This is a genomic window from Cobetia sp. MM1IDA2H-1 (genome assembly GCF_002916775.2).
Taxonomy (GTDB): domain Bacteria; phylum Pseudomonadota; class Gammaproteobacteria; order Pseudomonadales; family Halomonadaceae; genus Cobetia; species Cobetia marina.
This window is the reverse complement of the sequence record NZ_CM133225.1, coordinates 621,450-645,883: the sequence shown is the minus strand read 5'-3', so window position 1 is coordinate 645,883 and position 24,434 is coordinate 621,450. Positions and strand designations below refer to the sequence as shown.

The window sequence follows — 24,434 nt, the reverse complement described above, 5'->3', positions numbered from 1 at the left end:
GTTCATGTCTCGTATTCCTTGTTCAGTCGTGGGTCTGGTCATGTCGTGCGTCCCGCCTCGGCGGGACGTGATCCATCGACCTACCAGCGACGCTCGAATTTCTTGCGCAGCATGACGGCTGCGGCGTTGAGGAAGATCAGCACTGACAGCAGCACCAGGATGCCCGCCGCAGTCCGCTCGACGTAGGCCTGTTCCGGCTCACCTGCCCAGGTGAAGATCTGGGCCGGCAGCACGGTGGCCGCCTGGGTGATGGAGGTCGGTGCATCCGGAATGAAGGCCACCATGCCGACGATGATCAAGGGAGCGGTTTCCCCCATCGCCTGCGCCAGACCGATGATGGACCCCGTCAGGATACCCGGCAATGACAGCGGCAGAACGTGATCCCGCACGACCTGCCAGCGCGAGCAGCCAACGCCGAAGGCTGCCTGACGAATGGTGTCCGGCACGCTGCGCAACGCGGAGCGGGTGGTGATGATGATCACCGGCAGCGTCATCAGCCCCAGCGTCAGACCACCGACCAGCGGGGACGAGCGCGGCATGCCGAAGAAGTTGATGAAGATCGCCAGGCCCAGCAGACCGAACAGGATCGACGGCACCGCCGCCAGATTGTTGATGTTGATCTCGATCGCCTGGGTGAGGCGATTGTCCGGCGCGAACTCCTCCAGGTAGACCGCGGTCAGCACGCCGACCGGGAAGGCGAAGGCCAGAGTGACCAGCAACGTCAGGATCGTGCCCATCGCCGCCGACCAGATACCGGCATATTCCGGCATCTTGGAATCACCGGTGGTGAAGAAGTTGATGTTGAACTTGAGCTCGGCCGTGCCGTTCTCGACCATGCGATCCAGTACGGCGATCTGCTTGGGCTTGAGATGCGCCTTGTGGCCCTTGAGGTACTGATCCACCCGGTCGTCCGCGATCACCCAGGTCTCGAGGGTCTGGCCCAGCAGCTCCGGGTTGGCCTTCATCTCGCGTGGCAGCTGACGCAGCCAGCCGCGGCTGACCAGCTCACGCACATCCTCTTCCACCGCCGCGAGCGGAATCTCGCGTGACTGCTCGCTGTAGGTGACCGGTACCTTGAGCTCCGCCTGCTGGAAGGCCGGATAGCCGCGCATCAGCATGTCGCCGATGAACACCACCAGGAAGGTTGCCGCCAGGGCCAGCGCCGCCATGGACATGTACTTCAGGCGCTGAGTGCGGCGATGACGGCCCTTGAGCTGGGCCGAGATATCGTCGAAGGAATGGCTCATGTCTTGTCTCGGCCTCACAGATTGTTGGCGCTGTACTTCTCACGGAAGCGGCGGATGAGAACCACCGAGACCATGTTCAGCAGCAAGGTGACGACGAACAGCACCAGACCCAGCGCGAAGGCGGACAATGTCTCGGCACTCGCGAATTCCTGGTCTCCCGTCAGCGCGGCAACGATACGCACCGTCACGGTGGTCATGTCTTCCAGCGGGTTGGCGGTCAGATTCGGACGCATGCCCGCCGCCATCACCACGATCATCGTCTCGCCCAGCGCACGCGACATGGCCAGCAGTGACGCCGAGATGATGCCCGGCAGCGCGGCCGGCAGGATGACATTGCGGATGGTCTCGCCCTGGGTCATGCCCAGCGCCAGAGACCCCTGACGCATGGTGTCCGGCACGGAGGTGATGACGTCATCCGACAGTGAGGAGATGAAGGGAATGATCATGATGCCCATGACCAGTCCCGGCGCCAGAGCATTGTTGTAGGACGCCTCGATACCCAGCGGCGAGAAGATGTCGACGATCAGCGGTGCCACGGTGATGGCGGCGAAGAAGCCATAGACGACGGTCGGGATGCCGGCGAGCACTTCCAGCACCGGCTTGGCCACGGTACGCACGCGCTCCGGGGCGAATTCCGACATGTAGACCGCTGCCAGCAGGCCGATGGGAATGGCCACCAGCATGGCGATCAGGGTGATCATGAAGGTACCGGCGAACAGCGGAACCGCCCCGAAGTTGGCGGTGCTCTCGACGCCCTCGCCACGGCCGGCTGCCAGCTGGAAGCTGTTGCCCGGGTCCCAGGTGGTGCCGGTGATGAAGGTCCAGAAGCTTTCCATCTGGAAGAAGCGGATGGCTTCGAAGATGATGGAAGCCAGAATGCCGAACGTCGTGACGATGGAGATCATCGCCGCCCCGATCAGCACATAACGAATCAATGTCTCGATCGCATTGCGCGCGTGAAAATCAGGCTTCACCAGCGCCAGACCGATGAGCATGCCGACACCTGCGACGACGAGGCTGGCAGCCAGCAGCTCGGCGCCCTCGATGGATACCCCGGCCGTGGCGATCGCCAGTACGGCGGCCAGTCCGACCAGCAGTGCCGGGCCGGCACAGGAGATGGCGGTGAACCAACCGTATTGATCCGGCTGGGCGTACATCTCTGCCCCGCTGGCACGCACCTTCTGCGCCTTGCCTCGGCCGACGAAGAAGGCAATCAGGCCAGACAGCGCCACGATGCCAATGAAGAAGAGAAAGATCTGCTGAGTCTGCATCTTTCGAGTCCCGGAGTCGCGTTATCCGCAAAGTGAAGGCAACTTGCCTGTCCGATATCCCTGCGGACCGTCATGCAAACGGGCCGGCTGCCAATGGCAACCGGCCGCGTCGTGGGTCAGCTGCGTCAGTTACTTCTTGAGGTCAGCCAGGGTCAGCTTGGTGCGGTTCTTCACCTGCTCACGCAGGGCTTCACGCTCATCCTTGGGCAAGGGAATCAGGCCGATGCCCTTCAGGTAGCCCAGCTCACCGATCATCTTCTCGCTCATGAACAGGTCGTTGTAGGCCTGCTGCGCCGGCACGTCATCCTTGTGCTGGTTCTTCACGTAGTAGAACAGCGAGCGGGACACCGGGTACTCACCGGAGGAGATGGCATCGGCTTCCGGCAGGACGCCATCGATGGAGGCACCGACGACCTTGTCGGCGTTCTCTTCCAGGAAGGAGTAGCCGAAGATACCGAAGGCATCGGTATTCTCGACCAGTTTCTGGATGATCAGGTTGTCGTTCTCACCCGCCGCGATGTAGTGGCCGTCCTGACGGATGTTGGTGTAACCCTCACCGCCGTAGCCTTCCATCTCTTCGGTGGAGACTTCCATCACCAGCTCTTCGAAGGCATCACGCGTACCGGACGTGGAAGGCGGACCATAGACGGTGATCTTGCGATCCGGCAGGGAGGAATCGATCTCGGACCACTTGGTGTAGGGGTTGTCGACCAGCTTGCCATCGACCGGCACCTGAGCGGCGACCGCCAGGGTGATCTGCTCACGCGTCAGGTTGATGTCGCCATCACCGACCGCCTGAGCGAAGGCGATGCCATCGAAGCCGATCATCGCTTCGGTGATGTCGGTCACGCCATTCTCTTCACAGCGCTCGAACTCGGACGTCTTCATGCGGCGGGAAGCGTTGGTGATGTCCGGCGTGCTGTCCCCGACCCCTTCACAGAACAGCTTCATGCCGCCACCGGAACCGGTGGACTCGATGACCGGCGTCGGGAAGTCGCTGGTGGCACCCAGCTCTTCCGCCACATAGCTGGAGAACGGATAGACCGTGGAAGAGCCGACGATGCGCAGCTGTTCACGGGCTTCTGCTGCACCGACGGATGCGGCGAGAACAGCGACTGCGAGACCTGACTTGAGGAACGCCTTCATGCCTGAAACTCCTTGCGAAAAGAATGAGCCTTGAGGTTGGCTTCTTGTCTACGAGGAGCACTTTGCCAAGCATTCATGACAACCGTGTGACAGTCATCGCGAGTCGCCGTGTGATCAATGACCCTCAGTCCGAGGGGGCGGCATGACGCGCCAGGGCGCGACGCCCCGCCAGCACGCGCAGCAGGATATTGCTGACCAGCGCCGTGCCCAGCATGCCGAGGATCATCGGCCACAGGCTGTCCAGCGCCAGCCCTGCGATCAGCATGCCGATCAAGGCACCACTGGCGAATTGCAGGCTGCCGATCAGGGCGTTGGCGGTGGCGCTGATACGGGGGAAGTACTCGAGCGCGGAAGAAATCGCATTGGGAGCGACCATGCCGTTGGCCCCGACGAAGAGCATCAACAAGGGTGCCATCAGCGCCAGATGATCCAGCCCCAGCGCCAATGCCAGCACCAGCAGACAGGCCGCGAGCAGCTGGATACCGATCCCGATGCGCAGCAGCCGTGGAGGCGACATGCGTGACAGCAGGCGCACGTTGAGGCGATTGGCGGTGAACATGAACAGGATGTTGGCCCCGAACAGCGCCGGGTACCAGGAGGCGGTGACACCGAAGTGCTCCATGTAGACATACGGGGAGGCGGTGATGAAGGCGAACATGCCACCGAAGCCCATCGCCTGGGTAATGGCATAGCCCATCGCCGGGCCATGGCGCATCACGCTGACGTAATCGCGAGCGACCTGCGCGATGCTGGCCGGAGGCTCATCCGCTTCGCGATGGCGGCGTGTCTCCGGCAGCCGGAAAGGCAGCACGACCAGCAGGAAGGCGGCATAGGCGGCCAGGAAGGCGAAGATCAGCCACCAGCCCGCCAAGCCCAGCAGCAGACTGCCGATCGCCGGGGCGATCAGCGGTGCCAGCATCATGATCACCGCGACGGTCGAGAGCACCTTGGCCGCCTCGCGCCCGCTGAAGCAGTCACGCACGATCGCCGAGGAATTCACCACCGAGGCCCCGCCGCCCAGCGCCTGCACGAATCGCAACGCATAGAGGCCTTCGAGACTGTCGACCTGGGTGATCGCCAGACTCGCCAGCAGGAAGACGAAGATCCCGGAGAGCAACACCGGCTTGCGGCCGATGCGGTCCGACAGCGGCCCGAAGATCAACTGCCCCAGCGAGAAACCGAGCAGGAAGATCGACAGCGACAGCTCCGTATGATGGACGCTGGTGTCGAGCGCTTCCGCCATGGCCGGCAATGCCGGCAGATAGGCATCGATGGCCAAGGGGGCCAGTGCGGTGTTGGCAGCGACCAGCAAGGCCAGCTGACGGGTTTGACGCTTGTCCACATCCCCTCCCGAGAGTTTCACGATAACGGCGCGATCATGCGCCTGCTGAAGAATCCTTCACGATGCGGCACGTCATGGACCCAGGAGCCGGCATCGGCCCGCTCACCGGCTCCCTCACCGTCCTTGGGTCCCCGACACCTCGGTGCCAGCCTGTCGCAGGCATGAGCGGACACGTCTGCCGGTAGACCGCGACAGTGGGCGCGCCGCCATACAATTGATACAGTTGAGGTAACGAACGTGAAGAAGTTGTCACATCCATGTGATCATGTTCACACCGACAGCGACGACATCCCCGCGGTACGGCCGATGGAGTATCATCGTCGAGGCTCTGGCCATGTCGTTCCCGCTTCGTAGCCCAGACCTTCACGTCTTCCCTTTTCATGAAGGTCGTCATCGGACGACCCGCGCTCAGTACAGGAAACTCTTGCATGGCACAGGACAAGCTCTCCCAACTCAAGGACATGACCACCGTTGTCGCCGACACCGGTGACCTCGAGGCGATTCGTCGCTTCGCGCCCACAGATGCTACCACCAACCCGTCGCTGATCCTGCAGGCCGCCCAGGACCCGTCGCGTCGCGAGCGCCTGACCGAGGTCGCGCGCAAGGCCACCGACATCGACGATGCCGTGGACGCCGTGGCCGTGGATATCGGCACCGAGATCGCCGGTCTGGTACCGGGCTATGTCTCCACCGAAGTCAGCGCCCGCCTGTCCTTCGATGCCGACGAGACCATCCGTCGCGCGCATCGCATCATCGAGCGCTACGCCGCCAATGGCGTCGGTCAGGAGCGCATCCTGATCAAGACCGCCTCCACCTGGGAAGGCATTCGTGCCGCCGAGAAGCTCGAGCGTGAAGGCATCCGTACCAACCTGACGCTGCTGTTCAGCTTCGCCCAGGCCCAGGCCTGCGCCGATGCCGGCGTGACGCTGATCTCGCCCTTCGTCGGCCGTATCCTCGACTGGCACAAGGCCAACCAGCCGGATGCCGATTTCAGCGGCGACAACGACCCGGGCGTGAAGTCCGTCAAGGCCATCTACGAGCACTACAAGGGTCACGGCTACAAGACCATCGTGATGGGCGCCAGCTTCCGCAACACCGGGGAAATCGAAGCCCTGGCCGGTTGCGACCGCCTGACCATCTCTCCGGCGCTGCTGGGTGAGCTGGCCGAAAGCACGGGCCCGCTGGCGCGTCGCCTGCAGGCCGCCGATGCCGAGCGCAACGTGCCGGAAGTGCTGACCGAGTCCAACTTCCGCTGGGACATGAACGAAGATGCCATGGCCACCGAGAAGCTGGGCGAAGGCATCCGCAAGTTCATGGCGGATCAGCGCAAGCTCGAGTCACTGCTGGCCGAACTGCGCAGCCACTGAGCATGACGTCGAGAACACGCCCTTGTCGAGCAAGGGCGTGTTTCTGGCGCAGCAACGAAGAGCGCCTGCCGTGAATCACGGCAGGCGCTCTTGCGTGCAGGCGACACCCCGCATCGTCAATGCGGCTGGCGCTGCTCCTCGCTTTCCAGAAGCTCGATCAAGGGCTGGAACTGCAGGCGATTGTGGCCATTGAGACACATCAACAGACGATGCGCCTCGAGAATACGGCCGCGCAGTACCTGCTCCTGACTCGCCGAGGCCTCTGCCCCACCCTCGACCGGCACCTCCGCCGTGGCGTCATCACAGCCCGAGCTGTCCAGCTCGGCCTGCTCCGCCTCCGCCAGCTGACTGGCATCCACGACACTGGCCACCTCATCGAACCCCATGACCTTGAGCATGGTCATCACATCAGGGTGAGCCGCTACCACCTGGGCCGGAAGGATCAGACGATCCCGCACGGCCAGTGCCAGCTTGGCCAGAAAGCCCAGTGCAGTGGAGTCAATGTTGGTGGCTTCGCGCAGATCGATGATCACGCTTTCCAGACCATCGACCGCTGCCACGCGTTGAACCTGCTGGTCCAGCGTGGCACACAGTGTCAGGCGTACGTCACCCGACAGCTTGAGCACGAACAGGCCGTCATCGAACACGGCCTGGATACGTCCTTCATCCATCATGGAATCCTGTCAGCGTCATCAGGGTAAGGTCATCCGGCAGCTCACCATCCAGTGCCAGACCGCGGCGCAATCCCTGCACATCCTCACTGCTCAGTATCCGTTGATGCAGTGCTTGAGTTCGTTCCTCCAGCGCCTCGCCCGGCAGGCACTCCAGCACACCATCACTGGCCAGCCACAGGCGGAAACGCGCGGGAAGCGCCACACGATACGCCGGATAGCGGGTGCCTGGGAAGAGGCCTACCGGGCGCCCGCTGCCTTCCAGTACCTGAATCCCACCCTCCGGAGTCACCAGGACCGGCATCGGCAGCTGGGCCCCCAGGGTGTAATGCAGCGTGGCCGCTTCACGGTCAATCACGCCGCACAGCACGGTCGCGTGCTTGCCGATGCCACTGTCCAGCAGCTCACGGTTGAGCAACGCCAGCCATTCAGGACCGAAGGTTTCCGGCGTATGTTCCTCCCAGTGGCGAATCGCACGCGCGAACAATAGCTTGAGCAGCACCGTCACGAAGGCCGAAGACGCCCCATGCCCGGAGACATCGGCGAAATAGAACAGACTGAAACGCTCATCGATCGCCTGATACTCGAGAAAATCTCCCGACAGATACAACGAGGGCGACAGGCAATAGTCATAGTGGATGCCATTGATTCTCTGCCCACTTTCCGGCAACAAGCGTTGCTGGATCTGCCCACCGGCCAGCTGGTCCTGACGCAGCATCGCCAGATGCGTCTCGAGATGCTCATTGAGCTCCTCGAGGCGCGCGCGGGCCTTGGCGTGTTCATGCGCGAGCTGGTGATGCTCCGCCGCCCGCTTGAGCAGACTGCGCAACACCGAGCCATGCTCACGCGGGGCGATCAGATAATCCACCAGCCCCGCCTCCACCGCGGGCAACAGGCATTCATCGCCGCGACTCTCGGCCACGACCACCGTGGGCAGGCACTCGGCGAGACGCGCCCACTCCTGACTGGCCACGGCCTCGACATGCGCCACCACCACCGCGACCCCACTGGGCAGCGTTGCAATGCTGTCACAGGCCGCCACTGCACAACGCTCATCCGTCAACAGCGTCGCCAGCGCATCACGCCGCGAACCGACCAGATCGATCAGACCGATCAACAGACGCTTGCCTTGCTCATCCGCCATGCCAACCTCTCATGCCCGTCCCGTGCCGCAATCCACTGCCAGACCCTGGCGCCTCGCCATCGCGCTATCCGCGTGCCTCGACGTGCCGCCAGGACACTCGGCAGCCCTTACTGGCTGTCATCTTCCGGTGCAAAGGCACCATCGAGATCCGCATCATCGAAACTGTCGCTGGCGAAGGGATCATCCCCGAGCTTGCCATCGTTGATCTCGAAGTTGCGACGCTGCAGATAGGCATCGCGGATGAAGCTGTAGCGATCTCCCTGAATCAACTTCTCCTGCTCGAGCAGACCGGCACGGGTATCGACGAGATCCAGTGCTTTCAGGCCATAGCGCACCTTGTCTTCCTCGAGGTAGTTGATCGGATCATTGAAGTAATCCACCGGCATGCCGGCAGTGTCACGCAGCGTGCTCGGACCGAACAGCGGCAACATGAGGTAAGGCCCCTGGCCGGCGCCCCACACGGCAAGTGTCTGACCGAAATCTTCCTCGTCGACCGTCCAGCCAAGCTCGCTGGCCGGATCGAACAGCCCGCCGATACCGACGGTGGAATTGAGCAGCAGGCGCCCCGTGGAAATCCCGGCATTCGCCCACTTCCACTGCAGCACCGAGTTGAACATGGTGCGCACTTCCCCGAGGTTGGAGAAGAAGTTGCCCACGCCATCCTGAACCAGCTCCGGCGTCACGTAATCGTAGCCCTGAGCCACCGGCTTGAGCGCATAGCGATCCAGGGTGTCATTGAAGGTGTAGACGTTGCGGTTGAAGCCCTCCCACGGGTCCTGGGGATTCGGCTCGCTGTCACCTGTACTGGCACAACCGGCCAGCAGAGACATGGCCAGCAGTGCCGGCAGGGAAGTCTTGATCATGTGCATCGCATCACCTGTAAGTCTGTTGGAATCCTGCAGCGGTCCTTGCCACATCCATGGCTGTCAGGTCCGGTCTTCTTTATACGTTCCGCTCACGCCAGGAGCCAGTGCGCCATCCGCTCAAGCACGCCATCAGCGCGTATCATCCACAACGTTTCAGCAGCACGCTTCCCGCACTGTAGCCGGCCCCGAAGGAGCAAAGCACACCCAGGCTGCCAGCGGGCAGATCCGCATGATGCAGATGGAAGGCGATCACCGACCCCGCCGAGCTGGTATTGGCGTAGCGGTCGAGAATGATCGGCGCTTCCTCGCTCGACGGGTCACGTCCCAGCACACGACGAGCGATCATGTCGTTCATGTGGCGATTGGCCTGGTGCAGCCACATGCGATCAAGATCACCGCCATCGGCCTCGAGCTCGCCCAGATGCGTGGTGATCAGCTCGGCCACCATCGGGCAGACTTCGCGGAAGACGCGCCGACCTTCCTGGATGAACAGCTTGTCATCGGCCTGTTCACGGTGCGTGGCGCTCTCCAGCGTCGTGGCAGATGCCACATCATCCTCAAGCACCGCAGTGCGATTGAGGAAGCCGAAATTGTTGCGTATCGCGTTGGAGAAACGGGTCACCAGTCGCGTACCGAGCACCTCGAAGCCATCGGTGCGCGTGGCGACATCCGCCGCTTCCAGCACCACGGCCGTGCAAGCATCCCCGAAGATGAAGTGGCTGTCACGGTCGCGGAAGTTGAGATGCGCACTGCAGATCTCCGGATTGACCATCAGCACACGCCTGGCACTGCCGCTGCGGATGGCGTTGGCGGCGGTCTCGATGCCGAAGGTGGCGGAGCTGCACGCCACGTTCATGTCGAAGGCATAGCCACCGGCCTCAAGCGCGGCCTGCAGTTCCACCGCCACTGCCGGATAGGGGCGCTCGAGGTTGGAACAGGCCACGATGACCAGATCCAGGTCCTCGGCCTTCACGCCCGCCGCGGCCAGCGCCTCACGCGCGGCCGCCACGCCCATCTCGCACTGCACCGAGGGTTGATCATTGTCGCGCGCGGGCAGCCGCGGGCGCATGCGCTCAGGGTCGAGAATGCCCTCGGCATCCAGCACGTAGCGGCTGTGGATACCCGAGGCCTTGACGATGAATTCAGCGCTGGACTCGGTACGCGGCTCGCGCTCGCCCCGAGCGATGGCCTCGGCATTGGCGGCGTTGTCCGCCGCCACCCAGGCATTGAAGGAGGCGACCAGCGCCTCGTTGCTGACGGCATGTTCCGGCGTGTAGAGGCCGGTGCCGGTGATCAGCACGCGGTGATTGCCAGTGGCGTCCAGCTGGCGCTCCGCCGTGGTGGCGCGAGGGTCGGCAGCGTGCTGATTGTCGTTGTTGGGCATGCATCCACTCCTGACAGTGGCCTCTCGTCGGAGACCACCGATTGATCGGGTGACGTCGCGGCTGACATCCCATGCGGCGGATGCCGAGCCTCCGGGTCCGCGCCGGCAGCGAGACAGCGTCACCCCCTTGTCTTCAGTGTACGCTGTCTCGCGCCAGGCGGACGCCTGAACCTGGCATCCGTCCCGTGATAACAGCCGTCTCTTAAACAGCTTTCTCTGTATGCAGCTTGAGCCATACGCGAGCATCACGCCTCCACGCAGCAGTCACGCAAGCGGATGGCGGCTCGACTCAGCGCCGCGCCATCAATTCCTGCCAGCGCTTCTCCAGCCGCTTGGGGGAGACGGTCTCCAGCGTACCGAGCTGCTGGGCGAACAATGAGACGCGCAGCTCCTGCAACCACCAGCCGAACTCCTCCAGCTCCGCATCGGGCAGGCCCTGCTCGCGGGCCTTGCTCAGGCGGGCATCAAGGCGTGTCTCGAAGCTCTTGACCGCCTCCATGTCACGTTGATCACGCATGCGCTCACGCGGGGCCTTGTCGAGGCGGATCAGCATCGCCTCCACATAGCGTGGCAGCTGATGCAGCCAGGCACCCGCCTCCTGAATGAAGCCCGGGTGCACCAGGCGGGCCTGCTGGGCCTTGAGGTCTGCCACCACCAGCGCCATCGAGAAGTCGATCTTGCCCTTGAGGCGCTTGGAAAGCTCAAGGTGCTGCGTGAGCGCAGCCTCCAACGGCTTGATCAGTGCTTCGGCGTGGGGCACCAGCTCGGCCCGCTTGTCATCCAGACGCGCCTGCAACTCACCGCGCGAACGCGGCAGCGGCTCGACGGCCATCACCTGCTCGAAGACGCTGTAGAGGAAGTCATCCGCCAGCTGGCGACGCGTGCCGACCTTGGCGAACAGCAGCGCGCAGCGCTCCAGTGCCTTGAACTCCCGGTCCAGATAGCGCACCTGGTCCGGCAGGCGCGCCATCGCCAGACGCGTGATGCCATCACGATGCGCGGCGACGGCCTTGGCCGGATGATCGAACAGCTCCACGCTCAGCTGCTGCTCGCTTGAGGCGGCAGCATTCGCGGGCGAGTGACTTGACGGTGCACTGTTTCTGCCGGTCTTGCGTGCCAGCTTGCGTTCCTTGGCACTCATGCCGCCCTCGGCGGGCACCGACGGCTTCACCACCAGCGCCGGATAGGCCTCGACCCGAATGCCTGCCTGGGTGGTGCTGTGGGAGGTCGCGATCGGCGCCTCCGGCAGGTCTTCCAGCACTTCACTGTCGGCATCGCGGCTGCGACTGGCCATGGCGCGTGCCGCGGCGGCCGCCGAGTCCTTGAAACGCGCCTCGAGCACTTCAAGATCACGCCCCTCCCCCAGCACCTTGCCGTCCTGATCGACGATGCGCAGGTTCATGTTCAGGTGCGGCTCCAGCGTCTCCGGCGCCCAGGCATCCGACGGCAGGCGCAGGCCAGTCTTGACGCGCATGAACTCGGCCAGCGCGTCGGTCAGCGGCACGTCGTCCGGGGTCAACGCCTCAAGCGCGGCATCGACCCAGTTGGGAATCGGCACCACCTGCTTGCGATACTGCTTGGGCAGCGATTTCATCAGGCCGATGGCCTTGTCCCGCAGCAGCCCCGGCACCAGCCACTCGATGCGATAGCGCGGCAGCTGGGAGAGCATCGCCGCCGGGACCGTCATGGTCACGCCGTCATCCACCGCGCCGGGCGCGAAGTGATAGCTCAGCGGGTAGGCGACGCCATTGTGATGCAGCTGCTCGGGATAGCGTGCAGCGGTGACTTCCTCGGCATCGCGCGCCATCAGGTCATCGAGATCCAGATGCAGGACATTCGGATTGTCGCGCTCGGCATCCTTGCGCCACTTGTCGAAGCCGCGCCCGTTGTAGATGCCTTCCGGAATCCGCTCGGCATAGAAGGCGAACAGCGTCTCCTCATCGACGAGAATGTCACGCCGGCGCGCACGATCCTCAAGCTCCCCGACTTCCTCCATCAGGCCACGATTGTGGGCGAAGAATGGCGCGCGGGTCTGGAATTCACCCTCGACCAGCGCCCGGCGGATGAACAGCTCGCGGGATTCCTGTGGCGCCAGCGGGCCGTAATGCACCTTGCGCGCGGTGACGATGGGCAGGCCGAACAGCGTGACCTGCTCACTGGCGACCACCTGGGCACGCTTCATCTCCCAGTGCGGCTCGCTGTAGCTGCGCTTGACCAGATGCTCGGCCAGCGGCTCGACCCACTCGGGCTTGATCGCCGCGACCTGTCGCGCGTAGAGCCTGGTGGTCTCGACCATCTCGGCCGCCATCACCCACTTGGGCGACTTCTTGGCCACACCGGAGCCCGGGTGCACGAAGAAGCGTCGGTTGCGCGCCCCGAGATACTCGCGATTTTCCTGCTTGAGGCCGAGATTGGAGAGCAGCCCGGTCAACAGCGCACGATGCAGGGCTTCATGATCAATGGCCACCGACGGACGACGGCCCTGGCCCGGAGACGCCAGTACTCGCGCGGTGACCTCGGCCTGTGCCTCGGCGTCACGCGCATGCTGGCTGCTGGTCATCTCCAGCCCGAGATCCCGCGTCAGCTGCTTGAGCTGACGGAAGGTGTCATGCCACTCGCGCAGACGCAGATAGTTGAGGAAGCGCGCCTTGCACCAGCGACGCAGCGGGTTGGCACCCAAGGCGTCACGCGCCAGCTCGAAGCCTTCCCACAGATTCAGCCAGCTGACGAAATCGGAGCTGTCATCGTCCCACTCGTGGTGAATCTGATCCGCCTGCTGGCGCTTGTCGGCGGGACGCTCGCGCGGGTCCTGGATCGACAGTGCACTGACGATGATCAGCACTTCACGCAGACAGCCGCGCGAGGCGCCTTCCAGCACCATGCGCGCCAGACGCGGGTCGATGGGCAGACGTGCCAGGGTGCGACCATCACGGCTCAGACGGTTGTGCTCATCCACCGCGCCCAGTTCGCGCAGCAGGCGGAAACCATCGGTGACGAAGCGCGAATCCGGCGCATCGACGAAGGGGAACTTCTCGATGTCGCCCAGCTTGAGCGACAGCATCGACAGAATGACCGAGGCCAGATTGGTGCGCTGGATTTCCGGCTCGGTGTATTCCGGGCGCGCGAGGAAATCCTCCTCGCTGTAGAGACGGATGCACAGGCCTTCGGCGATACGCCCGCAGCGGCCCTTGCGCTGATTGGCGCTGGCCTGACTGATCGGTTCCACCGGCAGTCGCTGGATCTTGGAGCGATAGCTGTAACGACTGATGCGCACCAGCCCTGGGTCGATCACGTAGCGGATGCCCGGCACGGTCAGCGAGGTCTCGGCGACATTGGTGGCCAGCACGATGCGACGGCCACGATGCGGCTGGAAGACACGATTCTGCTCTTCGTTCGAGAGCCGCGCGTACAGCGGCAATACCTCGGTATCGCGCAGCTGGGCGCGACGCAGGGTATCCGCGGTGGCGCGGATCTCGCGCTCGCCGGGCAGGAAGATCAACACGTCACGCGGGCCCTGCATCCAGCCCTTCTCGCGTTCGATCAGCGACAGCTCCTCCACCGCGCGCAGGATACCTTCCTGCAGGCTGAGGTCTTCCTCATCCTCGGCATCGCGCACCAGCGGCAGGTACTGGGTCTCGACCGGGAAGTTGCGCCCGCTGACCGAGACGATGGGCGCCGGCGTGCCATCCTGGGCCGCGAAGTGCTGACTGAAGCGCTCCACGTCGATGGTCGCCGAGGTGATGATGATCTTGAGGTCCGGACGACGCGCGGTGAGGCGCTTGAGATAGCCGAGCAGGAAGTCGATGTTCAGACTGCGCTCGTGGGCCTCATCGATGATGATCGCCTCGTAGCGGCTCAGGTCCGGATCATGCTGGGTTTCCGCCAGCAGGATACCGTCGGTCATCAGCTTGATCAGCGTCGAGGGGCCGGTGGTGTCGTTGAAGCGCACCTGATAGCCGACTGTCTCGCCGAGGGTCGTCTCGAGTTCCTCGGCCAGACGCGCCGCCACCGAGCGCGCCGCCAGACGGCGTGGCTGGGTGTGGCCGATCAGACCATTGCGCCCCAGCCCCATCTCCAGACACAGCTTGGGCAGCTGGGTGGTCTTGCCCGAGCCGGTCTCACCGGCTACCACGACGATCTGATGCTCGGCGAGCGCGGCGAGGATGTCCTCGCGACGCTCCACCACCGGCAGTTCCGGCGGATAGTTGAGTGCGGCCGGTGTCTGCCAGCGCGCCAGCGCCGTCTCGCGCGCGGCACGCTGGGCGATGCTCGCCTCGAGGCGGCTCTCGATATCGTTGATGGCACGATCGACCGGCTTGCCTTCCTTGAGACGCCGACGCAGGCCAGCCAGGCGCTTGCCCAGCTCGCGCTGATCACGGCTCAGGGCGCGTTCGAGGCGAGCCGCAAGGGCTTCAAGACGCGCATGTTCGGACGGTGCGGTAGCGGTGTCGCTCAAGGACTGCCTCTTCTCAACCAGCGACCACACGCCACGCGCGCAGCCGGATACTCTCGGGAACTCAGCCTCTCGCCCGACTGCACAGGGCAGCGAGCCACGAGACCTGAATGACGAAACGGCCCGCCAACGAGTGACGGGCCGTCCATTGTAGCCCCGCGCGTAGCCACGCCCAACCTTGGTGGCCGCCCGCTCATGCCGGCGGCCCGTCTCAACGCCGGGATTCAGGTCTCGCGCACCGGGGTATTGCCTCCTTCGTCGTCGCTGTCACGCAGTTCACGGCGCAGCACCTTGCCCACGTTGGTCTTGGGCAGCTCATCGCGGAATTCGACGAAACGCGGCACCTTGTAGCCGGTCAGCTGCTCCTTGCACCAGCTGCGCAGGCTGTCGCGGTCGAGATCCGGGTTGCTGGACACGACGAACAGCTTGATCGCCTCACCGCTCTGCTCGTCCGGCACACCGACCGCCGCGGCCTCGACGATATCCGGATGCCCGCTGACCACGTCCTCGATCTCGTTGGGGAACACATTGAAGCCGGAGACGATGATCATGTCCTTCTTGCGATCGACGATGCGCACGAAGCCATCCGGCTGGATGACCGCGATATCGCCGGTGCGGATGAAGCCCTCGTCATCCATCGCCTCACGCGTGGCGTCATCACGCTGCCAATAGCCCTTCATCACCTGGGGACCGCGCACGCACAGCTCACCCGGCGCGTCACGCCCCAGCGTCACGCCCTCGGCATCCACCACCTTGAGTTCGGTGCCGGGCACCGGCTTGCCGATGGTCCCCAGCTGCAGCTCACGCGGGGGGTTGAAGCTGACGATGGGCGAGGTCTCGGTCATGCCGTAGCCCTCGGCGATCGGGCAGCCGGTGACGGCTTCCCAGCGTTCAGCCGCGCTGCGCGTCAGGGCCATGCCGCCGGAGATGGTCAGCTTGAGGCTCGAGAAGTCCAGCGCCTTGAAATCATCGCGCTGGCACAGCGCCGAGAACAGCGTATTGAGGCCGACGAAGGCGGTAAACGGTGTCCTGGCCAGCGTCTTGATGAAGCCATCGATGTCACGGGGATTGGTGATCAGCACGCTGTGGTTGCCGCTCTCCATGCTGTAGAGGCAATTCACCGTGAAGGTATAGATGTGATAGACCGGCAGCGGCGCGATCAGCACCTCCTGGCCTTCATTGAGCACATCACTGATCACACCGCGCGCCTGCAGCATGTTGGCCACCAGATTGCGGTGGGTCAGCATGGTGCCCTTGGCGACCCCGGTGGTCCCGCCGGTGTACTGGAGTGCCGCGATGTCGTCAGCCTCTCGCGTGACACGCGTGTGCGAGAGCCCCGCGCCGCGCTTGAGCACGCTGCGCAGCGAGTGGGCGTCGGGCAGATGGTACTTCGGCACCATCTTCTTGACGTAGCGTACGGCCAGGTTGATCAACGGGCGCTTGGGGAAATCATGCAGGTCACCGATCTCGGTGATGATGACCTCCTCGATGGACGTGCGCTTGAGCACCTTCTCGAGCTTGTCCGCCATGTTGGCCAGAATCACGATGGCGCGTGCGCCGGAGTCATGGAACTGGTGCTGCATCTCACGCTCGGTGTAGAGCGGGTTGGTGTTGACCACCACCAGACCGGCGCGTAGCGCCCCGAACACGGCCACCGGGAACTGCAGCAGGTTCGGCAGCTGGATGGCGATGCGATCCCCGGGCTCAAGGCCGGTCTCATGCTCAAGCCAGGCGGCGAAGTCGCGCGACAGGCGATCCACATCGGCGTAGCTCAGCGTCTTGTCCATGCAGCTGAAGGCCGGACGCTCGGCATAATTGGCGCAGCTGGCCTCGAAGACCTCCAGAATCGAGGGGTACTCCTCGAGACCGGACAACGGCTCACCGCTGAGAATCAGGGAATCGGCGGCCTCTGCCGAGCCTGACTGGTGCGGATCATGGGCTGCCGCAGGGGCGGCAGGATTGGCATCACGCATGGCACTTGGCTCCATGGCATCGTTCGTCTGGTGCATTCCCCGAGAGGCGGTGGAGACCGCTGGCGGCTGCTTGACGACAGCCCTCGCGAGTGATCGCAACACTTGTTGTTATCGGGACGTAGTGTCCGCAGCTGGACGGACACGCAGGAAATGACGGGGGATGCCGAGATGGCACTCCACCCCACCCTCTCATGCTGTCAGGCTACCTTAACCAGCCGTCTCGAGATTGTAAAACGATCGATTGAAACTATCGTTCACATTACGGGAATCGACTGCTGTCGGCCATGACGGCATGCATCACATGGGGCCCTGACGACGCTGACATGTCGTTATGCTCTCAAGGCCTTTGAATCGCGACGCGCTACCTCTTACTCTGAAGCCCATCCACACAGAACGCCAGTGGCAGCCGCATGCCCGGCGTCTGTTTCTCGTCACTCATGTCACTGTTCATCGATCAGAGAGATTTCCCCATGGCAAAGATCTACCAGGACAACTCACAGGCCATCGGCAATACACCGCTGGTCAAGATCAACCGCCTCAGCCGCCACCCGCGCCTGTACGCCAAGGTGGAAGCCCGCAACCCGGCTTTCTCCGTCAAATGCCGGATCGGTGCCAGCATGGTGTGGGATGCGGAAGCGCGCGGTGAGCTCAAGCCGGGCATGGAGATCGTCGAGCCGACCTCCGGCAATACCGGTATCGCGCTGGCCTTCGTCGGTGCGGCGCGTGGCTACCCCGTCACCCTGACCATGCCGTCCTCCATGAGCATGGAGCGCCGCAAGGTGCTGAAGTCACTGGGTGCCAATCTGGTGCTGACCGACCCCGCCAAGGGCATGCAGGGCGCCATCGACAAGGCCTGCGAACTCAAGAAGGCCGAGCCGGAGCGCTACTTCCTGCCGCAGCAGTTCTCCAATCCGGCCAACCCGCGCATCCATGAGGAAACCACCGGCCCTGAGCTCTGGGATGCGCTGGACGGCGACATGGACGTGCTGGTCGCGGGGGTCGGCACCGGCGGTACCATCAGCGGTATCGCACGCTACTTCAAGACGGTGCGTGGCCAGACGCTGGAAGCCGTGGCGGTAGAGCCGGCGGAATCGGCCATCATTGCCCAGCGCCTCAAGGGCGAGCCCATCACCCCGGCACCGCACAAGATCCAGGGGATCGGTGCCAACTTCATCCCCGACAATCTGGATCTGACGCTGATCGACCGCGTCGAGTCGGTGGTCAGCGAAGACGCCATGGCCATGGCACGCCGTATCATGCAGGAAGAAGGCATCATGTGCGGCATCTCCTGTGGTGCGGCGATGACTGCGGCACTGCGCCTGGCCGAAGACCCGGCCTACGCCGACAAGTCCATCGTCGTCATCCTGCCGGACAGTGGCGAACGCTACCTGTCCTCGCCGATGTTCGCCGGCATGTTCGATGATGTCGAAGGCTGAATCTGATGCCTGCCGCTGACCGCAAACGTCAGTGAAGACCGGGAAGCCAGACACACGAAGGGCCGCGATTGCGGCCCTTCGTGTGTCTGGCGATCGAACGACTTTTCTAGCGCTCAGGCATCAGCAACTCAGGTCCGAGGCCAGCCAGTCCGGCTTGCGACGCGCGGTGGCGGTGCGATCTACCGCCCCGCTCTCGGCCTGCCCCTGCTCTTCCTGACTCAGCGGCAACTCACCGCCAAGACTGGCGACCAGCTCACCTTCCCGAAACACGACCAGCTGCCCGGGCAGCAGCCGCTGCCATTGCTCGTTGTCGGTCAGCGGGTCGGTGGCGATCACCGACACCACATCCGCATCGGTGGTGTGCTGCTGGAAGTCGACGCTCATCTCGAAATCGGTGAGGCTCGCCTGCCCGAAGGGCGCTCGGCGCGTGATGTGCGCAAGCTTGGTGGAGCAGTAGGCGTAGAGATGCACGCCATCGGAGAGCAGCAGATTGAAGACCCCCAGCGCACGCAGACGCTCGCACTGGGCATGCAGGTGACGCCACAGGTCCTCACAGCGAGAGGGCGGTTCCGGGAAGGCACGGCGAATCTCGCCGAGCAGGAAACAGGCGGCGTGCTCGCTGTCCGTGCTGCCCACGGGGCGATAGTACGGCAAGGGAAGCGTCTGCCAGTCCGCCAGCTGCCCATTGTGGGCATAGCACCACTGGCGCCCCCACAGCTCCCGCGTGAACGGGTGGGTATTGGCCAACGTCACCTGGCCGACATTGGCCTGGCGGATATGACTGATCACCATCTGTGACTTGATGGGATAGTCGAGAATCATCCGCGCGATGGGCGAATCCACTGAAGGGTGCGGGTCACGGAATTCGCGATAGCCACCCTCTTCATAGAAGGCGATACCCCAGCCATCGCGGTGCGGGCCGGTGCCACCCCCGCGTTGCAGAAAGCCCGCGAAGCTGAAGCAGATATCGGTCGGAACATTGGCACTCATGCCAAGCAGCTCACACATGGGGTTCCTCCCGTCGGGTCGGTTTGCGTGTCATGCGGCGCACCAGCAGGATCAGCATCAGCAGGACGAATGCGCCGGCCACGGCATAGGCGATCATGCGGCTCCGGGCAGAGCCGGCTTCCTGGCGCGCGAAGTCGGAAGCGCCCTCGAACCACTGGCCGATCAACGCCGGTACCTTGTCGATGGGCAGACGGCCCTTCATCAACAGGGCGTTGAGGTCTTCCGGCGCGTCTTCCTCGGCCTGATCCAGCCCCTCGATCTCACCGAAGCGCTCTCCTTCGATGGGCGTGCGATCCAGATTGGCCGCCCGACGCGACGCGTCCGCATTGAGGGTATAGGGCGCGAGGTCCAGCACCGGCGGAGCTCCGTCGAGCGCGAGACGCGCGCTGATCTGCACATCCGCCTGGACGTCCGAGTCCAGGGGCGGCAGGTCGATGCGCCATTGCCGCTCGCCATCCTCCGCCACGCTCAGGGCCTCCCCATGCAGCGTCGCGACCAGACGCGTGTTGGCGGTATTGAGCAGCGGATGACGCGCACTGACTTCCAGCGCGTCAGGCGACTTGCCGGTACGCGGGTCAGCGCCGACGGGCTCGACCAGCAGCGGGTCCACCACGCTGGTACGCTGACTGAGCTGGCGCGCGAAGGAGGCATTGTCGCGATAGCCCATCACGGTCAGGGTCAGGCGGGCGCCACCGAGCTGGTCGGGGGCCGGCATGTCGACATGGAAGTCGGCGCCGTCACGCTCAAGGCCTCGCTGCTGCGCGGTGGTGACATCCTCCGCCGCGCCTTCTCCCTCCTGCACGCCCTGCTCCGGCACCAGACGTGCATTGCCATCCAGCGTCGCCAGGAAGTCCTCATCATTGACGGCGCGCGCGCCATCGACCAGCGATGCGGTCAGCGAGTAGTCGAAACCCCGATAGAGCGTGGCAGGCAGGGGCCGTGAGACCAATGCCAGTTCCGAGACGATCGTGATGCGGCTATCGGCCCCCACCTCACCCTCGAGCTGCCACTTGCCGGTCTGGGGGTCCGTCACGGTGATCAGGTCATAACGCGGCTGGTGCTCCCAGCGCACCCCTTCCGGCAGTGACGCCTGGTCGGCGAGACGGTAACGCTGCCCCTGCGGCGAAATCAGCACCGGCGAGCGATCATCGGGGCCGTGGAAGACCAGGGCGGTGAATTCCTGCACGCTGTCATCGATCACGAAGCGCTTGTCGTTCAGCGGTACCTGCTCACCGGGCACGATGCGATCCAGCGCCGCGAGGAAGGCACGCAACAGGTCTTCCGGGCTCTCGGCGACCGTCGCCAGGCCGCCGGTACCGTCCGCGATCTGCTGAAGCAGATCCACATCGGCATTGCGCGACAGCGCCACCGTATGCACCGTGATGTCGTGGGCGGCAAGCTGCGGCGTCAGCTCATCCGTGATGCGCTGACGCGAGGCGCTGTCCGCGGCGGCCTTGCGGGTGCTCGGCTCACGCAGATCGACCATGCCATCGGAGAGCAGGATGATCTGACGCGGTGCATCACCACCCACGCCAGCATCATTCCCCCGAGCAGCGGCGCGCAGGCCCGCCTCCAGATCCGTGTACTGCTCATAGTCGTCGAGACGGCTCTCGAGTCCGCGGGCAGACCGCTTCCAGCCGGCATCCACCGCCCCCAGCGCCAGCAGTGACTGCACCTGCTCACCGAAGCCCCATACCCCGGCATGCGAGCGCTCAGGCAACAGCGTCACCAGCAGATCCAGCGCACTGGCGCGCAGATTGGCCGGGTCGTTGTGCTTCATGCTGCCCGAGACATCGATGGCCAGGCGCAGATCCGGTGTCTTGCCCGGCGCTGTCGCCTCGCTGGGCGACACCTCTGCGCCTTCCTGTCTCCCGCTCGCTGAAGCCGCGACCTTGGGGGCAGAGGTTGACTCTTCGGCCCATGCCGCGGTGGCCCCCAGCCCTGAGAAAGCGCTCAGCAGCGAGATGGTCAGACCGGCCAGCCCCCGGCGCCACGCGCGGGGATCTGACAGGTGCCGGCGGGCGCGCCAAACGACGGGACGAGCGAGAGACGAGGCATTCACATCACGAGCCATTGCAGATCCTTGTTCCACCCATGGGCAAGCCCGGGCAGCGTTGATCAGAGAGAAGGTTCCTGACGATCCCGCGCGGCGCGCGAGCGTGTGGCGCCACCGGCGGACGTGTCACGACGCTCGGCACGCAGGCCCTCTCCGTGCAGGTCGTCGTTCTCTTCTTCGTCGGCACTTGACGCGCGACGCTGACGCGAGCGGGCCATTTCACGCTGTCGCTGCTCACGGCCACGTCCCAGCCACCAGATGCCGAGACCGACCGCGACGCCCGCTCCGATGCCCAGTACCAGCATGGCAAAGGCCGAGGCCATGCCGCTGCCATCCTTCTGGATCAGGCTCACCGCGAAGGCCACGATGGCTGGCGCCGTACCACCATAGGAATCTTCCGGCACGCTGGCCGTCACGTGGAAACCGGTCGGCACCGCGATCATGCCGGCCACCGCTCCCACCACGATCCAGCGTATGAAGCGCGGCAAGGCGCGAACCGCCAGATAACCGGTCACCAAGACCACTGCCGCCAGGCCAAGATAGATCAGCCACATCTGCGGCAGAGAATCCGAAATCAACATGCCCTTCACTCCTGTCAGAACTTCCTGGCAAGACCTGTGTCAGGTCTTCGATATAAGGCCAGCCATCACATCCTCCCCACTCAGGGGGCCGCTCACCGCATGACGTCAGACACGGCTCATCGCCAACCAGGGACGCGACATGCCGCTCGCGGCAAGGGCTTGCGAACGCTGTGGGACAGGCTCAATGTTACACTCCAAGCCCGCCCGACACACTCGGGCACACGACATTCAAGAGGTAGCCATGTCCGACAGCCCCGTCCAGCGTCATTATCGTGCCGAAGACCCCCACTGGCACTGGCTTGAAGCGCGCGACACACCAGAGGTAAAGGCCTTTCTCGAGGCCGCCAATGCCGAGAGCGATACCTGGTTCACGCCACTCGAGTCACTGACTGACGCCCTCTACACCGGACATCTGGCCCGTCGCGAACTCGCCGTTTCCAGTCTGCCGGAAGCCCTCGACCATCACGTCTACTGGAGCGAGACCGCCGCTGACGCGGAGTATCCCGTCTGGTGGCGCCATCCGCTGGAGGCGGACCCCACGGATCGCTCGCGCCATGAATGTCTGCTGGACCTGCAGGCCCTGTCGCGCCATCACGATTTCGTCGAACTGGGCGACATGGCCATTTCGCCCGATGAGCAACGACTGGCATGGACTCTGGACACCAGCGGCGACGAGGTGTTCAGCCTGCGGCTTGCAACACTGAGCGCGGTTGACCGCGACGCGCGCACGCCAGTGCGTGGAGAGGCCCGGCCTGCAGGGCAGGACGATGAATGTCTGCTGGAGGATATCGGGCCGGACCTGGTGTGGGCCGAGGACGGTCAGCACCTGCTGTTCACGCGCTATGACAGCACCCAGCGCCCCTTCGAAATCTGGTGTCTGGACATCGAGAGCCGTGCCGAGACGCTGCTCTACCGTGAGGAAGACAGCGAATTCTGGGTCGGCATGGGCAAGACCCGCTCACGGGACTGGCTGGTACTGGAAACCGCGTCCAAGGACACCAGTGAATCCTGGCTGCTGCCGGCCGCGACACCACTGGGCGAGATGACGCTGGTGCGCGCACGCGAGACCGGCGTCGAATATGGCATCGATCATCGCCCCGGCCACTTCTATGTGCTGCACAACAAGGAGGCGCCGCATTTCCAGCTGGATATCGCCGCAGAGCATGCCCCCGGCGACTGGCAGCCGCTGATCACCACTCGCGACGACGTGACGCTGGAAGGCGTGGAGGCGTTTTCCTGGGGCCTGATGGTCGATGAACGCGATCACCGTCAGGCCCAGGCCTGGCTGCGCGTGATCGAATTCGAGGGCACGGCGCCTACGCAAACGATCTGCCGCGACGAACGCCTGGCGATGCCGGAGCAACCGCTGAGCCAGGGGCAGGGCGACTGCCCGCACTTCGACGCTCGCCGCCTGCGCATCCGTGAGGAAAGCTTCACCACGCCGCCGAGCTGGATCGAGCTGGATCTTGACACAGGTGAGCGCACCTTGCTCAAGCGCCAGACCGTGCATGGCGATCTCGCGCCAGAGCAGTTGATCAGCCGTCGTCTGTGGGCCACCTCCGACGATGGCGAGCAGGTGCCCGTCTCGGTGGTGATGCGCCGTGACCTGTGTGATGGCGAGGGTATCCCCCACGCCCCGCTGCCGGTACTGCTCTATGGCTATGGTGCCTACGGCGAAACACTGGACCCCTGGTTCTCCATTGCGCGGCTGGAGCTTCTCAGCCGTGGCGTCGCCTTTGCCGTCGCCCACGTGCGCGGCGGTGGGGATCGTGGCGAGCCCTGGTATCTGGCCGGCAAGCTGGAGCACAAGGAAAACAGCTTCAATGACTTCCTCGCCGCGCGGGATGCGCTGGTCGAGCAAGGCGTCGGGGCCGCGGAGCGCATTGCCGCCTACGGTGCCAGCGCCGGTGGTCTGCTGGTCGGGGCCAGCCTCAACAAGCGCCCCGAGGCCTTCTGCGCCGCGGTGCTCGATGTGCCCTTCGTGGACGTGCTGCGCACCATGGAAAATCCGGAGCTGCCGCTGACCACCGCGGAATACACCGAATGGGGCAACCCGCACGAGAGCGAGGCGCGGCGTCGCATCCGCGCCTATTCCCCGCTGGACAACCTGAGCGCCGCCCCCTACCCGCCGCTGTTCCTGCAGGGCAGCTGGCACGATACCCGCGTGCCCTACTGGGAACCGGCCAAGCTGTATGCCCGCCTGCGCCAGATGGACTGCACGCCGCATCCGGTGCTGCTGCGCACCGACATGAGTTCCGGTCATGGCGGTGCCTCGGGTCGCTTCAAGGCCTGGCGTGACAACGCCCGGCAGGATGCCTTCCTGCTGTGGGCACTGGGCGTGTGTGAGAAAGCAGGCAGCGAAACGACCGCCCGCAGCAACGGCTGACGCTCGCACGGCGCTCTGCGACTCGCCTACGACAAGGCCCCCGCCGGGTAACCGGCGGGGGCCTTGAGGTTTTCGTCAGTTTAAAGGGTCATGACTGACCTGA

Annotated in this window: 16 protein-coding genes; 3 read left to right on the top strand and 13 right to left on the bottom strand. The window is 64.4% G+C overall.

Features of this window, described 5'->3' with window-relative positions; translation table 11 throughout:
- Nucleotides 1–80: 80 nt before the first annotated feature.
- The 4 genes from pstA to BOH68_RS02735 all read right to left on the bottom strand — a co-directional run bounded on the left by pstA (nucleotide 81) and on the right by BOH68_RS02735 (nucleotide 5,006).
- Nucleotides 81–1,247, bottom strand: coding sequence for a phosphate ABC transporter permease PstA (gene pstA / locus BOH68_RS02750; protein WP_077379289.1), 1,167 nt, complete (start codon nucleotides 1,245–1,247; stop codon nucleotides 81–83).
- A gap of 14 nt (nucleotides 1,248–1,261) precedes the next feature.
- The gene (gene pstC / locus BOH68_RS02745; protein ID WP_077379287.1) at nucleotides 1,262–2,518 is read right to left on the bottom strand and encodes a phosphate ABC transporter permease subunit PstC; all 1,257 of its coding nucleotides are present in this window, start codon (nucleotides 2,516–2,518) and stop codon (nucleotides 1,262–1,264) included.
- A gap of 129 nt (nucleotides 2,519–2,647) precedes the next feature.
- Nucleotides 2,648–3,664 (bottom strand): substrate-binding domain-containing protein, encoded by a 1,017-nt coding sequence (locus BOH68_RS02740; protein WP_077379285.1) that lies wholly within the window; start codon nucleotides 3,662–3,664, stop codon nucleotides 2,648–2,650.
- Between the two features lie 124 nt (nucleotides 3,665–3,788).
- On the bottom strand, nucleotides 3,789–5,006 hold the full coding sequence (locus BOH68_RS02735; RefSeq protein WP_077379283.1) for a Bcr/CflA family multidrug efflux MFS transporter: 1,218 nt from the start codon (nucleotides 5,004–5,006) through the stop codon (nucleotides 3,789–3,791).
- A 428-nt stretch (nucleotides 5,007–5,434) separates the two neighbouring features.
- On the opposite strand from BOH68_RS02735, the gene tal reads away from it, so the two are divergent.
- The gene (tal, locus tag BOH68_RS02730) at nucleotides 5,435–6,373 is read left to right on the top strand and encodes a transaldolase (RefSeq protein ID WP_077379279.1); all 939 of its coding nucleotides are present in this window, start codon (nucleotides 5,435–5,437) and stop codon (nucleotides 6,371–6,373) included.
- Between the two features lie 116 nt (nucleotides 6,374–6,489).
- Here tal and BOH68_RS02725 read toward each other — a convergent pair whose 3' ends face one another.
- The 6 genes from BOH68_RS02725 to BOH68_RS02700 form a co-directional block, all read right to left on the bottom strand.
- A complete protein-coding gene (locus BOH68_RS02725) occupies nucleotides 6,490–7,044 on the bottom strand; it encodes an STAS domain-containing protein (protein WP_077379277.1) in 555 nt (184 codons plus the stop codon).
- Nucleotides 7,037–8,188, bottom strand: a complete 1,152-nt coding sequence (locus BOH68_RS02720; protein WP_077379275.1) for a PP2C family protein-serine/threonine phosphatase — start codon at nucleotides 8,186–8,188, stop codon at nucleotides 7,037–7,039. Before BOH68_RS02720 ends, BOH68_RS02725 begins: the two co-directional genes overlap by 8 nt.
- 107 nt (nucleotides 8,189–8,295) lie before the next feature.
- The gene (locus tag BOH68_RS02715; protein ID WP_240499592.1) at nucleotides 8,296–9,051 is read right to left on the bottom strand and encodes an MlaA family lipoprotein; all 756 of its coding nucleotides are present in this window, start codon (nucleotides 9,049–9,051) and stop codon (nucleotides 8,296–8,298) included.
- A gap of 142 nt (nucleotides 9,052–9,193) precedes the next feature.
- Nucleotides 9,194–10,438 (bottom strand): beta-ketoacyl-ACP synthase III, encoded by a 1,245-nt coding sequence (locus BOH68_RS02710; protein WP_077379271.1) that lies wholly within the window; start codon nucleotides 10,436–10,438, stop codon nucleotides 9,194–9,196.
- Nucleotides 10,439–10,727: 289 nt separating this feature from the next.
- Nucleotides 10,728–14,894, bottom strand: coding sequence for an ATP-dependent RNA helicase HrpA (gene hrpA, locus BOH68_RS02705; protein WP_077379269.1), 4,167 nt, complete (start codon nucleotides 14,892–14,894; stop codon nucleotides 10,728–10,730).
- A 221-nt stretch (nucleotides 14,895–15,115) separates the two neighbouring features.
- Nucleotides 15,116–16,864 carry an AMP-binding protein gene (locus tag BOH68_RS02700; RefSeq protein ID WP_077379266.1) on the bottom strand — a complete coding sequence of 583 codons (1,749 nt, stop codon included), beginning with the start codon at nucleotides 16,862–16,864 and terminating at the stop codon, nucleotides 15,116–15,118.
- Nucleotides 16,865–17,334: 470 nt separating this feature from the next.
- Here BOH68_RS02700 and cysK point away from each other — a divergent pair, with 470 nt between their 5' ends.
- Complete coding sequence (cysK, locus tag BOH68_RS02695) at nucleotides 17,335–18,300, top strand: cysteine synthase A (protein ID WP_077379423.1); 966 nt, start codon at nucleotides 17,335–17,337, stop codon at nucleotides 18,298–18,300.
- 120 nt (nucleotides 18,301–18,420) lie between these two features.
- On the opposite strand, the gene BOH68_RS02690 is transcribed toward cysK, so the two are convergent.
- The 3 genes from BOH68_RS02690 to BOH68_RS02680 all read right to left on the bottom strand — a co-directional run bounded on the left by BOH68_RS02690 (nucleotide 18,421) and on the right by BOH68_RS02680 (nucleotide 21,945).
- Complete coding sequence (locus tag BOH68_RS02690; protein WP_077379264.1) at nucleotides 18,421–19,308, bottom strand: class II glutamine amidotransferase; 888 nt, start codon at nucleotides 19,306–19,308, stop codon at nucleotides 18,421–18,423.
- Complete coding sequence (locus BOH68_RS02685; protein ID WP_170877482.1) at nucleotides 19,301–21,160, bottom strand: VWA domain-containing protein; 1,860 nt, start codon at nucleotides 21,158–21,160, stop codon at nucleotides 19,301–19,303. The genes BOH68_RS02690 and BOH68_RS02685 overlap by 8 nt, the downstream gene beginning before the upstream one ends.
- Before the next feature lie 266 nt (nucleotides 21,161–21,426).
- Nucleotides 21,427–21,945, bottom strand: coding sequence for a hypothetical protein (locus BOH68_RS02680; protein ID WP_077379259.1), 519 nt, complete (start codon nucleotides 21,943–21,945; stop codon nucleotides 21,427–21,429).
- A 241-nt stretch (nucleotides 21,946–22,186) separates the two neighbouring features.
- On the opposite strand from BOH68_RS02680, the gene BOH68_RS02675 reads away from it, so the two are divergent.
- Nucleotides 22,187–24,331 carry a S9 family peptidase gene (locus BOH68_RS02675; RefSeq protein ID WP_077379257.1) on the top strand — a complete coding sequence of 715 codons (2,145 nt, stop codon included), beginning with the start codon at nucleotides 22,187–22,189 and terminating at the stop codon, nucleotides 24,329–24,331.
- The last annotated feature ends 103 nt before the right edge of the window (nucleotides 24,332–24,434 follow it).

Excerpts from the sequence above, each read along its gene's own strand:
- pstA (WP_077379289.1), bottom strand. The coding sequence starts at position 1,247 with ATGAGCCATTCCTTCGACGATATCTCGGCCCAGCTCAAGGGCCGTCAT.
- pstC (WP_077379287.1), bottom strand. The coding sequence starts at position 2,518 with ATGCAGACTCAGCAGATCTTTCTCTTCTTCATTGGCATCGTGGCGCTG.
- BOH68_RS02740 (WP_077379285.1), bottom strand. The coding sequence starts at position 3,664 with ATGAAGGCGTTCCTCAAGTCAGGTCTCGCAGTCGCTGTTCTCGCCGCA.
- tal (WP_077379279.1), top strand. The coding sequence starts at position 5,435 with ATGGCACAGGACAAGCTCTCCCAACTCAAGGACATGACCACCGTTGTC.
- BOH68_RS02725 (WP_077379277.1), bottom strand. The coding sequence starts at position 7,044 with ATGGATGAAGGACGTATCCAGGCCGTGTTCGATGACGGCCTGTTCGTG.
- BOH68_RS02720 (WP_077379275.1), bottom strand. The coding sequence starts at position 8,188 with ATGGCGGATGAGCAAGGCAAGCGTCTGTTGATCGGTCTGATCGATCTG.
- BOH68_RS02715 (WP_240499592.1), bottom strand. The coding sequence starts at position 9,051 with ATGATCAAGACTTCCCTGCCGGCACTGCTGGCCATGTCTCTGCTGGCC.
- BOH68_RS02710 (WP_077379271.1), bottom strand. The coding sequence starts at position 10,438 with ATGCCCAACAACGACAATCAGCACGCTGCCGACCCTCGCGCCACCACG.
- BOH68_RS02700 (WP_077379266.1), bottom strand. The coding sequence starts at position 16,864 with ATGCGTGATGCCAATCCTGCCGCCCCTGCGGCAGCCCATGATCCGCAC.
- cysK (WP_077379423.1), top strand. The coding sequence starts at position 17,335 with ATGGCAAAGATCTACCAGGACAACTCACAGGCCATCGGCAATACACCG.
- BOH68_RS02690 (WP_077379264.1), bottom strand. The coding sequence starts at position 19,308 with ATGTGTGAGCTGCTTGGCATGAGTGCCAATGTTCCGACCGATATCTGC.
- BOH68_RS02680 (WP_077379259.1), bottom strand. The coding sequence starts at position 21,945 with ATGTTGATTTCGGATTCTCTGCCGCAGATGTGGCTGATCTATCTTGGC.
- BOH68_RS02675 (WP_077379257.1), top strand. The coding sequence starts at position 22,187 with ATGTCCGACAGCCCCGTCCAGCGTCATTATCGTGCCGAAGACCCCCAC.